The organism is Enterobacter sp. C4G1 (assembly GCF_052886895.1).
This window is the reverse complement of sequence record NZ_JBQVVV010000002.1, coordinates 1,929,624-1,942,307: the sequence shown is the minus strand read 5'-3', so window position 1 is coordinate 1,942,307 and position 12,684 is coordinate 1,929,624. Positions and strand designations below refer to the sequence as shown.

At 58.4% G+C, this 12,684-nt stretch carries 6 protein-coding genes; 1 reads left to right on the top strand and 5 read right to left on the bottom strand.

Annotated elements, in window-relative coordinates; genetic code table 11:
* Window positions 1–47: 47 nt before the first annotated feature.
* Window positions 48–650, bottom strand: coding sequence for a short chain dehydrogenase (locus tag ACT9TW_RS22995; protein WP_446493796.1), 603 nt, complete (start codon window positions 648–650; stop codon window positions 48–50).
* 97 nt (window positions 651–747) lie between these two features.
* Here ACT9TW_RS22995 and ACT9TW_RS22990 point away from each other — a divergent pair, with 97 nt between their 5' ends.
* Window positions 748–1,656 carry a LysR substrate-binding domain-containing protein gene (locus ACT9TW_RS22990; RefSeq protein WP_446493795.1) on the top strand — a complete coding sequence of 303 codons (909 nt, stop codon included), beginning with the start codon at window positions 748–750 and terminating at the stop codon, window positions 1,654–1,656.
* 108 nt (window positions 1,657–1,764) lie between these two features.
* Here the strand turns inward: ACT9TW_RS22990 and ACT9TW_RS22985 are convergent, their stop codons facing one another.
* From ACT9TW_RS22985 to ACT9TW_RS22970, 4 genes are read right to left on the bottom strand one after another with little or no spacing between them, the layout of a single operon-like run.
* Complete coding sequence (locus ACT9TW_RS22985; RefSeq protein ID WP_182062165.1) at window positions 1,765–2,124, bottom strand: hypothetical protein; 360 nt, start codon at window positions 2,122–2,124, stop codon at window positions 1,765–1,767.
* Between the two features lie 11 nt (window positions 2,125–2,135).
* Complete coding sequence (locus ACT9TW_RS22980) at window positions 2,136–10,064, bottom strand: two-partner secretion domain-containing protein (RefSeq protein ID WP_446493794.1); 7,929 nt, start codon at window positions 10,062–10,064, stop codon at window positions 2,136–2,138.
* Window positions 10,057–10,605: a toxin-activating lysine-acyltransferase gene (locus tag ACT9TW_RS22975; protein WP_014071450.1), complete on the bottom strand. Its 549-nt coding sequence runs from the start codon at window positions 10,603–10,605 to the stop codon at window positions 10,057–10,059. The genes ACT9TW_RS22980 and ACT9TW_RS22975 overlap by 8 nt, the downstream gene beginning before the upstream one ends.
* Complete coding sequence (locus tag ACT9TW_RS22970; protein WP_446493793.1) at window positions 10,605–12,227, bottom strand: ShlB/FhaC/HecB family hemolysin secretion/activation protein; 1,623 nt, start codon at window positions 12,225–12,227, stop codon at window positions 10,605–10,607. The genes ACT9TW_RS22975 and ACT9TW_RS22970 overlap by 1 nt, the downstream gene beginning before the upstream one ends.
* Between the last annotated feature and the right edge of the window lie 457 nt (window positions 12,228–12,684).

Genomic DNA, 12,684 nt, shown 5'->3' with positions numbered 1-12,684 from the left:
GAAGAGGCTGAACGCCCGATGCTGGTGTTGATTTCAGCCCGTAAGGCTTAATAACCCACCTTATACACCCGCCCGCTCTGCACACCTTCCACGCTGCGGCGATAGGCCTGGGCCACGGTCGCCGCTGGCACACTTTCAAAGCCCGGGAAGAAACCATCGTACGCTTCGGCGGATTCGGTAAGCACCGTCGGGCTAATCAGGTTGATACGAATACCGCGCGGCAGTTCACAGGCCGCCGCGCGGACAAACCCTTCCAGCGCAGCATTCACCGTGGTGGCATTTACCCCCTGAGCAATCGGTTCGTGCGCCACAATTCCGCTAATCAGGGTGATCGAGCCGCCCTCGTTCAGGTAGTGCTGGCCGGTCAGTGCCAGGCGCACCTGCCCCAGAAGCTTGTCCTGCAAGCCCTGGTTGAAATCGCTGTCTTTCATCGTGGCGAGCTGGCCGAAGAACAGGCCGCCGCTGGCCGAGACAATGGCATCCACCGGGCCGATTTTTTCAAACAGCGCCTGCACGCTCTCCTGCGAGGTGATATCCACCTGATAATCACCCTGCGTACGCCCCACGCGGATAACCTCATGGCGACGACTTAACTCTTCCGTTACTGCGCGACCGACCGTACCGCTGGCACCAATAATGACGATTTTCATAGCAGACTCCTTATGTTGTGAGCCCTCATTCTTTAATAAATAAAAAGTCAGATAAACTGGGCTAAAGTTAGATGATTACTAATCAGAGGTTTGCAATATGGATAAGCTTCGCGGCATGGAGACCTTTATCGCCGTGGTGGAAAGCGGCAGTTTCACCCTTGCCGCATCGCGCCTTGAGATGTCGGCGGTAATGGTCGGGAAGTACATTGCGTTGTTAGAGTCTCAGCTGGGTACGCGCCTGCTGGAGCGAAACACGCGCCGCCAGAGCCTGACTGACGCCGGTCGTGTCTATTTTGACGAAGCAAAGCGGGTGTTGGAGCAGGTATCTGTAGCTGAACGCGCCGTTGAACGGCTGCGCGCGACGCCCGCCGGAACCTTGCGGGTATCCGCGCCCACGTCGTTCGGTGGCTGCGTGATTGCCCCGCTCACCGCCACGTTTTTACAGCGCTACCCGGAAGTGCGGGTCGAGCTCGATCTGACTAACCGGATGGTGGATCTGGTGGATGAAGGCGTTGATCTGGCCATTCGTATTGGCGACATCCATCACGACGATCTGGTGGCGAAATATCTCTGCCCGTATCGGATGGTGATTTGCGCCGCACCGGAGTATCTGGCCCGTCACGGCACACCGCAAACGCCCGCCGACCTGGTGGATCATCTGTGTCTTTCGCACACGGTCTGGACCGCGCGCAACGAGTGGCGGCTACCGGGCGTGGAAGGGGAAGTGCGCTGGAAACGCGATGCTATCTTAAGATGTAACGACGGCTACGGACTGCGCATGGCGGCAAGAGCGGGGGCGGGGTTACTGCTGCAACCGGAAGTGCTGGTGGCGGAAGAGCTGGCGAGCGGCAGGCTGGTGCGGGTGCTTGAGGATTACACCCCGGAGCCGAGGCCGGTACATCTGCTTTGGCGGCAGGATTTACGCCCGCTGCCAAAGCTTACGAAGTTTATTGCGCATATTATGCAGGCATTGCCTGTTGATGCTGCGCTTACTGGGTCTACATAACTGTCAGAAACGATAACCCACGGCCACGTTAAAGCCGTTAATCCACATAATAATGCTCATCCCGATCGCCGTTCATATGGATACTCCATGTCAGGTGAATCGGTCATGTTAATTCGGGCACAGCCCGGTCGGGGCTTTAAGCGGCCCGCACTCATCGTAGCCGTAGACCGTATAGCCTTTCGCTTTCATGCAGCTTGAGATTTTCTCTTCTCTGGCAACCACTTCCTGAAGCGTTTGGCCCTGACGGGCGCTGCCGCCGTTATAGCTGCCGTCGTCCAGATTGGCCGTTCTCTCTACGCCACAGCTGTAGAGATCTTCTTTACGCTGAGCGGTGTCGGTACGCCCGGTTTTATCCAGCTTCTGGAAGGTCTGGGCGTATTTCACGTACTGGTAATCGGTTGAGTCCATATTGCCCACCACGCAGCCGGTGAGCAGGAAGGGCAAAAGAACAAGCAGACTTTTTTTCATGGTTCGCTCACTCACTGAGAGGTTGAGAAGATAAATTGCAGCAGCTCTGGCGACACCAGCTCGCTCATGGCAAACGGTGTGGCAATCGGAATAGCTGCGACGGTCCAGGTATTGGCCGCCATGTTAGCCAGCGGGCCGCGACCTCGGGCGGTATTCCCTTCACCATCATAAAAACCGGGCAGCTGACCGCCCACCAAATCATGGGTACCGGCGTAGCTTTCCACCAGATCGTCGAGGAAGGAGCCAGGCGAATAGGTCCACGAGTTCATCATCCCCACGCCGCCCTGGAACCCGCCGGTCGGGCCGTACAGCCCGCCAGATAACGTCCGGTCTTCCAGCAGGGCGCCGAATGTCTTATGACGTTCATCCCCTTTGTACTGAACCCTGCCTTTGTCGTCGAGAATAAGGGCGTGATTGTTATTCTCATCATTTACGCAGCGGACGTTGTTATCGCCGCAGATGAAGTCGAGGCCAACGCGGACGCCACCGAGCTTAACGCCGTCGTAAAGCCCGTCGCTTGGCCCGGAAACGTTGCTGATTTCATTGCCGTCTTTGTCGACAACCCCCGGGAAGAGCAGGGAGTTTTTCAGCGTCTCTTCACGCATTTTGGTCGCCGCCAGCGACAGGGTGCCTTGAGTAACCGCGGCATCCGGCGATCCGGCCACCACGCCGACCAGCGTTTGCAGGAAGCGGCGCTGATATTGCAGCTTGTAGATATCCTCTATCGCCGCGTCTTGCTTCGCTTTATCGCCGGTTTTGATGGCGTCCTGAAGATCTTTACGTGCCGCCGCCTGCTTGTCATCGAGAAACTCGCCAATCTGGCGATTCGCATTCTCTTTGAAATCACGCGTCACGCTGACTTGCAGGTTCAGCTCTTTAAACACCTCGTCTCTGTCGAAGTTGTTCTTAATCGCCCCTGAGTTCGCCGCGGCGGTTTCGGTGGTGATATCCGTTTTCACGCCATCGACAGCCTGCTGCTGCGCGTCCGGGTTGGTGACGGTGATATTACCGGTGTTAATCCCGCTGCGGGTGGTGCTGCTGTCGTTCCCGCTGTCGTGACCGATACCGAAGGTGACGTTTTTATCTTTTCCGGTGTCAGGGTTGTTGCTGACCGAGGCACCAATACCAAAGCCGTTGCCTTCGAATTCCGAGGTATTGTGAACGTCGCGCCAGCTCAGCGTGCCGGTGCTGAACTGGTTTTTCCCGGCAAGCTCGGCGCTTTCACTGGAGGTAATCAGCCCGCCTGTCAGGTCGGTATTGCCTTTCACGTTGATGTTATAGCCATCGTTACCCGCGAAGACGCCGGACTGCTCCTGCACCGAGGCGTAGTTCGCATCCACTTTCGACTGGCCGTAGTTGCCCGATGCCGCAAAGCCGTAGCCCACGGTGACCTGGCCGCCCATGCTTTTCTGCTCGCCTTTGTAGGTCATGGTGTCCTGAAGGCTTTCGATGTACAGGTTATCGGCGGTGATATCCACGCCTTTGCCCAGCAATTGCCCGCCGCGCAGGGTGGTGTCGCCGCCACTGATGATGCGGGTCTGGCTGTCCATATCACCCACGTGGCTGTTGCGCCAGGAGACTTCATCCCCGTTGCCGTAACCTGTGCCTTTGTTGGCGCCTGCGGTTACGCCAAAGGATGCGCCGCCCTGGCCGTAGCTCACCGCTATCCCGGCGTTCCAGCCGCTGGAGTTGTCGGTGCTGCAGTCGTGGCTTTCCTGCTGCGTCGCCAGAATATTGATGTCGTTATCAGCAAACAGCGTGGTGCCCTGTTTGCCGCTCACGTCCGAGCCGATGATATTGATGTCAGACTGCTCACCGCCGGTGGCGACCACCACAGCCTGCTTCCCGGCATTCACTTTACTGGCCAGCGCCGTGGTGCTGTCGTTGGTCTGGGTGTGGGTCTGCTTGCTCTCGCCGTAGGTCAGCGAGACGCTGACGTTCTGCGTAGCCGCCTGTGCGCCGTTCGCCATCACGCCCTGAGCGGCATTCATCATGGTGTTAGCCGCCCGCGCGCTATCCCACGCGGCGTTTGCGGCGGCCATCATGTTGATGCGATCGTCTTTGCTTTGCCCGACTTTCTCGGTCGACGCAATCACGCTCTGGAGCGCCTGCACCACAGGTACGTTCACCGCGAGGGTAAAGCCTTTCTGCTCAACGGTGCGTTTGTACTGTGAGGCATAGGTGTTTTGCGCCGCCTCGATGGTGACGTTTTTACCCTGGATCGCCACGTTGCCGTTTGGTGAGGCAACCGTGCTGCCGGTCTGGCGGTAGTTGTTACCCGCCAGCAGGACGGTATCGCCATTCAGACTGCCGATCGTCGAACCTTGTCCTGCCAGCGCCTGGCTGGCCTGGTCGGTGGTTTCTTTGCGCGAGCCCACGGTAAAGCCAATGCCGCCGGAGGCCATCAGTCCGGATTTTTTCTCCTCTTTCAGATGGGTTTCGTTATTGCGCCCGCCCATGCTGGTGAGGGTTAAATCGTTGCCTGCCCGCAGCGCCACGTCGCCCGAGCCAACCACGCTGCTGCCCGCCACGCTGAGATCGTTTCCGGCAGCGATGTTCACCGAGTCTGCGCTCAGTTCGCTGCCCTGAACGGTTAGTCGGTCTACCGTGTCGCGGGTTTTGGTGGTGGTTTTGGATAAGAAGCCGTTGCCGCCCACCACTTTATGTTTCTCATCAAGCTGGCTGTCGTTGAGCACGCCTTCGATGTTCACGTCATGCTTCGCGGCGGCGGTCAGCGCGACGTCAGAGGTGATTTGTGCCCCGCGCACGTTGATGTCGTTATTGGCCACCAGCGCGACGCCGCCCACGCCCTGTACGGTGCTGGCGTTGTGGTCTGTGCTGCTCTGTTTGAGGGTGTTATCCGCATCCCAGACCAGATTGTCGCTGCTGGCGGTGGTTACGGTGTTCAGGTTCAGGTCACGCCCGGCTACCAGCTGTGCTTTGCCGTTTTCGCCGCTGGCGATCACCTGCGCCCCGGTGAGCGTAATGTCGCGTCCGGACTGTAGCGCCAGTTTGCCGTCGTCGCCCTGTACGTAAATGCCGGAAACGCTGTCGATGGTGGTGCGGGTAAAGCTGTTTTCGCCGTTAACGCTCTGCGCGCTGGCGGTGGTGGTGGTGACGTTAATATCGCGCCCGGCGTTAGCCAGCATGCTGTTGTCGCCGACAATCGCCGCGCCGATGTTGTTGATATCGGTACGTGCGTTGAGGTTCACGTCTGTGGCCTGAAGCGTGCCGGACTGGTTGGTGATGTTGTCCGCATCCAGTTGCAGCACTTTACGCCCGGCAATGGTTCCGCTGTTAAACAGATCGCCGTTGAGCTTCATCGACACGTTATTCCCGGCAATCAGCGCCCCGGAGCCGTCGATATCACCCTGTTTCACTTTGGCGTAAACCTGTGGCACCAGCACGGTCTGCATCGAGCCGTCCGGCATTTTGACCCGGGTATTGACCAGCCAGATGATATCGCCGGTCAGCAACGCCATTTGCTCTGGCGTGAGCGCCACACCCAGCTTCAGGGAATACTGCTTGCCGAAGGTGACCCCTTTGTCCATCAGCGATTTGAACTGATCTTCGTCATTGGTGAAGCCATCCAGATAACGTTGCCCGGTAATGCCAACCACCTGTTCGCGCACCAGACGCTGCTCGTAATAACCATCACCCAGGCGTTTCAGGGTGTTATCGCCATCGTCGGTGAAGGCATTTTGCATGTAGTCACTGCCAAGCCACTGCCGTTCGTTAGTAAAGCGCGGATCGGTTTCCACCAGATACGGCACGTCGGCGTTCGGGTTGACCCTGAACAGGCTGTTGTCCGGCAGAGTGGTGTTCGGGCCGATAATGCGGATTGCACCGTCGGCTGGCGTCACCTCAAACTGCTGTCCGGCAGGCGGCGTGACCGGTTCGCCCGGCGAGACGGTCTGCTCAGGCGTGGCGTTGACGCCTGCCGACCGACCAATCGCCACATCGGTTCCCTGCAACACCAGCGGTGTAATGCTGAGATTGCTGCCCTCTACGCTGCCGTTGCTCACAAGCTGGCCCGGTTTCAGGGAGATGCTCTGAATTGCCGTTGGCGGGGTGTACGAGGTGCTGCTGCGCCCCTGTTCGTCATCGCCCTTGTGGCGAATACGGTAGTAGTGGGTCACGGTGCCGTTATCGGTGGTATAGCGCTCGCCGGTTACATCGTCGTTTTGCACGCTGCCCAACTGGTCAATCAGCAGTGTACCGCCTGCGACAACCTGACTTTTGTCGTTAAACAGGCGGTCGCCCGTCAGGGTCATATTGCCGCCCGCGAGGATCTTCGCCGGGTCGCTCTCTTTGATGCGTGTCTCTTCAACGGTACGGGTGTAGTCGTACTGGTTGAAGTTGTCGTTACCGTGGCCACTCTTTTCCGGGGTGTTGAGATTGCGCAGGCCATCGGAAGAGTTACCGTCAACCCAGACGCCTTCATCGCCCGCTTTCCAGCGGCTGGTCGAGCCGGTGTGCTGGTATTCGGTCAGCTGTTCTTGTGAAACCAGCGCCACTTCAGTTGAGAAGTTATCGTTGATGTTATTGATCTGCGAGGCGGCGATGGCCATATCTCCCGCTGATTCAATGGTTGAGCTGTGGTTGTTGATGGCCTGAGTCTGGCCAACAGGCGTACCGTTCTCATCCAGCGCACCGCCAATGCGCATTGACCCGGCACTGTAAATCAGCCCGTGGCCGCTGTTGTTCAGGGTCTGCACGCCCAGATCCACACGCTCGCGCCCGGCAAGCGTGGCCGCCGTGCCATTTTCTGCCAGGTTGTTGAAAGTGACGACGTTGACGCCCACCGTATCGCCATAAAGACGCCCGGAGCCAATGTTGGTCAGCGTGTCGGCGTTGATACGCGTGGCAATGCCGTCGATCAGGCCATAGTTCAGTACCGCACCGGAGGCATTCAGGGTGGTGCTTCCGGCATTAATTTCACCGCTGGCAACGTTAGTGAGACTGGCGCTTTGCACGTTCAGCGCGCTGCCTGCCATCAGCTTACCGCTGTTGGTGATATCCCCAGGCGTGGTGAAGGTGAGATTGCCGTTGGCAAGGGTGCTGCCGCTGAGGGCGACGCCGTTTGCGCTGCTCAGGGTCATATTCCCGAGCGATAACAGCTGGCCGCTGCCATCGAGGCTATCAGCCTGTACGTTGAGGTTTTCACCAGCTTTTAGCGTACCGCCGCCATTGATGAGGTTCAGCCCGCTACCGCGGGTATCAAGCGTGCCCGCTGAAGAGAGGACACCGGCGGTGTTGTTCAGCACGCCGTTGTTGCGGATCGCCAGCGCGTTGTTCGCCAGAATGCTGCCGCTCTGGTTGTCGAGCGTCTCTGAATTGAGGGCAACATTCTGCGCCTCCAGCCCCTGATTTTCGCCCTGGGTGTTCTGATTGACGACGTTAAGCGCCGTGACTGTCAGCTGTTTACCACTGCGGATAAGCCCGGACGCGTTATCGACCAGGCCTCTGGCGCTGTCGAGCAACAGGTCGCCAACGGTCTGGATCTGCCCGCCGCTATTTTGCAGGCTGTCGGTGTGCAGTGCGGCATCCGACTTGCCGATAATGCGCCCGCCGCTGCGGTTATCTACGTTGTTTGCCGCGATATCGGCTGTACCCGTGGCGGCAAGTGTACCTGCCTGGTTGTTCAGGCTGCCTGCCGAGAGGTTCAGTGCATCCAGGCTGTTGAGCGTGCCTGCGCTGTTATCGAGCGCGCCAGTGGTCAGGTTAATGCCATTGCCCTGAAGCACGCCAGAAGTGTTAAGCAGCTGGCTCGCCGCGTTCAATGACAAGCCATCGGCTGCCGCCAGTTGCCCACTAGTGTTATTCAGCGTATCGCCTGTGAACGCGAGGCTGGCACCGGAGAAGGTGGTGCCGCTGGTGTTATCAAGCTCACCGCCTGCAAGCGCCATCGCGCCGACCGATTTCACGGCACCGCCGGCATTGTGCAGCGCGGCAAAGGTGGCGTTCAGGCTCTGGTTCGCGCCAATCTGGCCGCGGGTGTTATCCACATCCCCGCTGTTAAGCGCAAAATTACCGTCGCTGGCAAGGAAGCCGTCCTGGTTATTGATAGCGCCGCTGTCAACGTTGAGTGCGCCCTGAGAAAGCAGGGAGCCGGAGCGGTTATCAAGCGTGCCGCTGCCCAGCGCGAGGGTAGTGCCACTGGCGACAATCACCCCTTGCTGGTTGTTCACGTCCCCCGCAGTGATGTGCTGGGTTTTTGCCGCTTCGATACGCCCTTTGGTGTTGTTCACCGTTTGCTGGCTGCGAATTTCACCGTCGCCTGCGGCTGCGGAAATCAGCCCCTGCTCGTTATTCAGGCTGCCCGTATCAAGCCCGGTTTTCCCCGCCACGGCAACGATTTGGCCTTCGGTGTTGTTAAGCGTACCCGCACCGAGCTGCACGCCATTCGCCGCGCCAATCTGCCCCTGCTGATTATCAATATTGCCCGGCAGTGTCACCGCAAGCGCGCCGCTGCCGCTCTGAAGCAGCTTGCCTTTCTGGTTTGCCAGATCGTGAGCGCTGACGTTCACCGTCTCAGCGCTCAGCGTACCGCCGGTGTTATTGAGCGTTTTACCGGTACGGACCGTTAGCTCGCTGGCGCGGACGTTGGCGCTGGCGGTTGTTACATCCTGCGCGCCACCGTCAAGGGTGACACGTTTACCCTGAGTCTGACTGCCGCTCACATCCACGCCCTGACCGCTGGCGCTGAGGTTACCCCCGGCCAGCGTCTGGCCGTGGGCGCTGAGTTGCCCACTGGTCGTTAGCTGTAAATCACCGGCATCCGCCAGCTTGCCGTCGGTGTTCACCCCGGCGGCCAGAACGCTCTCTTTGCTACTGGTCAGGCTTGCTGCATTAACCTGCACGTTGTTTGCCGCCGTCAGCACGCCGGTGTTGGATACCTCGCCAGCGGTGCGCAGGGCTGCGCTGTCGCTGGCGCGAAGGGTTCCGCTGTTTTCGATACGGCCATCGGCAGTGAGGGTTACGCTGCCAGCCTGCGCGCCAATGGCACCGGCATTGCGCACGCCCACGCCACGCTCGGTGCCGACCATGCGAATTTTACCGGCGTACATGCCGCCAAGACTGGAAACATCCACCGCCAGCTGAGGACGCGTGGCGTCATCATCGCTGCCTTTTTCGATTTTCTCGTGGGCGGCATCGACTTTATTGCGCCCGGTGGTGATTTTCAGATCTTTCGCCCACAACCCGGCGTTGACTTTCACCGAGCGGGCGATGATATCGGTGTAATCTGCGCCGGAAGTATCCATCCCGTTACCGTCCACCACGACTTCACCGCGCTCGACGTTAAAACCTGTGAGGTTGCCGTCTTTCATCTGCGCCTGGCCGGTGGTAAGCGTGGCACGGTTGGCATTAATAAAACCGCACCCGCTACAGGTGATGCCCGCCGGGTTGGCGATCACCACCTGCGCTTTTTTCCCTGCCACTTCAATCATGCCGTTGAGTTTGCTCGGATCGCGCGAGCTCACTTCGTTAAGAATGACTTTGGCTTCCCCTTTGGCAAGCCAGGGGTTACCCGCCACCATGCCGCCGAGGTTGGTCTGCACATTTTTGTGGGAGTTATTGAGTATCGCGCCGTTTTTATCCACGTCGAACTGGGTGTAGTTGTTGCGTGATACCCCGGCTTTGGACGGCGTCTGAATGTTCACTTGCGGCGTGCCGTTGGCGCTTTTGATGACCGTCGGCTGCTGGTTTTTCGGTGCGCCATTGTTAGCGACAATGGCCGCTTCGGCGCTGTGTATGGCTCCCATTGCCATCCACAGGCTAAAGCTCAGGGCGCTCACCTTGCCGACAAGACGACTATGGGTGTGACCGATGCCGGAAGAGCGGGACGAACCGGCGCGGCCAGAGCGGGCGATATCCGCCACGACCATCAACATGCCGCGCGCTTTGTTAAAGACAATCCGGTACAGGTTCTTATTCATGGTTCGTTCCTTTCAGCGCTTCCGGCAGATTGACGGTGAGCGGGTGTTTCAGTTGCCATTCGCGTGCGGTGGTACGGCTGATGTGTCCGCCGTGGAACATCACGACACGTTTGCCGCGCTCTGCCCCACGGTGATAAAGCGCACGCCAGCAGTGGTCAGGGAAGATGTCATCGCGGATCAGTTTTTTGATGGCGCTGGTGTGGCCAAACGGGGCGATCCAGTCGCAAAACCACATCCTGTCCCCACTGTCCCAGTCCTCTTCTTTCATCTCAATCGACGGACGGGTGAGGTAGCGGGCTTCCGATTCTTCGTTAAGCCAGGCCCAGCTCAGGAAAAACACCGGGCGTTCGTTTTCGCTAATCAGAACGTACTGGCGGCGTTTGATGATGGGCAGCAGCAGCGTTGGCAGCGCGTGCAGGGGGGCATCCCGGTGCATGGGCGAGTGCATCCACAGCCAGACGGTGGCACCCAGCACTTCCGCTTCGCTCTCTTCGCCGCCGAGGATCAGCGGGGCTTTGATATCCAGATTTCCGATGCGCATCACCAACTCCAGTTGAGGTTAAACCCGAGGGTAAGGTTGCTGGTGGTGAACCCATCCGGTTTCGAGAACGGCGTGCCGGCAAACAGGTCATACCCGGTGTTGAAGGCGCTGCCGCGCAGCCCCACCACGCCGCCTGCCAGATGTTTGCCAATCAGGTAGTCCGAGCTGTAACCGCCCACTTCACCGTAATCCGCGCCGAGATAAAGCTCCTGGTTTGGCAGCGGTGTGCTCCAGGCCAGGTCGTTACGCATGTACCAGCCGTGGCTGGCATTCAGGGTACGTTCCCCGTCAAAGCCGCGTACCGTCCAGCGGTTACCGATGGCAAACTGATCCTGCGGCGTCAGCGGCGTGTTGCTGATTTGGCGCTGGTACTGCACGTTGTAGCGGAAGTTCTGTGAGCCAATTTCAAACGGCAGATCGAGCTGGGCGCTCAACTGGGTAATTTTGCTCAGGGCGGTGGCATCGCCGGTAAATTCTTCCGGGGCAGGCTGCGCGCCAAACCAGCGCGTACCACGCTGGTAGCTGATGCCCGCGTCCAGCGTGGCCTGGCCGATGTAGTGGCGATGTTCCAGCCCCACGCGCCAGCCCGCCGTCTGACGTCGCTGCACGCCCACTTCGGTGTCATCGATGTAGTTGCGTGTTTCGCGCGCGAGCACGTCGTACGTGAAGGTGGTTTTTTGCGAGCCGCTGCGATGCAGAACGCGGCTTAGCTGCACGTCGAGGTTTTTGCTTTTGCCGCTGTAGCGGTAATCCCCGTTCAGCCCGGCGATGGTCTGGTGGTAGTCGTAGTCACTGCCGGTAACCCCCAGCATCCAGTAGCCAAACGGCACCGAGTAGTGCGCGGTGTAGTTTTTGCTGCCCTTGCCGCTTTTGTCGTTAAGGTCGTGGCTGGCGGAGACATACAGCAGATCGCTCAGGGAGAAGGGGTTATCCAGGGACAAGGTTACACCGCCCTGGTAGCGCCCGGTGGTTTCGGTTCCTGCGTCGTCCAGCGACAGCCCAAGACGCCACATCTTGCTCTGCTTACGGGTGATCACCACATCGCTCTCGCCGGGTTTTTCACCGGGCAGGATCTCCATGCTGGCTTCCACGGTGGGCAAGCGCTGTAAATTCTCCAGCCCCTGCTCAATGTCACGCAGATCCAGCAGATTTCCCTCGTGAGCAGGGAAGGCGCTGTAAAGCTGGATGTAATCGTCGCTCTCTTTGGTGAGCGTCACGTGGCGAACATAGCCCGGGACAATCGCCAGCTTCAGCGTGCCGCTTTTTAAATCCTGAGAGGGTGCGAGAATGCGGGTGGTTATCCAGCCGTGATCGACAATGCGGTTTTGCATCGTACTCATCAGCAGGTTAATGCCTTTGCCGCCAAGACAACGGCCCTGAGCCTGATCGGCAAGACGCTGCAACGGCAGCCAGTGGGGAAGGGCATCCTGGCCGCTCAGCTCTACGTGCTGAATAGGGAAGCAGGGCGTTTCGGTGGGGAAATCAATCCTGCCAAAGCTTGATGATGGCTCCGAAAGACGCACATCCGGGACGGGCGGCGTCAGTTGCTGCTCAAGTGCTTTCTGACGTTGCTGCTGAATAATAAACTGGTTATTCGGTTCAGCAGCATGGGCAGAGAGCATTAAAGTCAGGCCAGTGGCTGTGGATATTATTATCGCTATATTTTGTCGGGCTATCATCAAACGTTCCGCGCAATGTAAGGAAAATGGATGCAATGTGAATTTGTGTAAGATTGTTTAAATAATGGCGAGGTAATTAAAGGGGGAATAATCCTAAAGCTCGGAAGATTCCGAGCCTGAATATCCTTAAATCTGGTAGGTCAGGTGAAATTGGGGAATATATTTGCGTTTGGTGCAGTGAGAAAAAATATATCCTTCCCGATACGTGGTGTTATTTATTGACCAAATTCCCTGAGCGCGGATGGCGAGGCTGTGTCTGGTGGTTAATGTGGCTAATTTTCATTATTCTGGTTTGTTGTGCTGTATCGTGGCGGGTGTTGACGCACTTGCAGGCAGAACATTCCTGCGGTCAGCGTTGAAAAGGGTTATCAAAGCGATCTGCATATGATACTAAGATTGA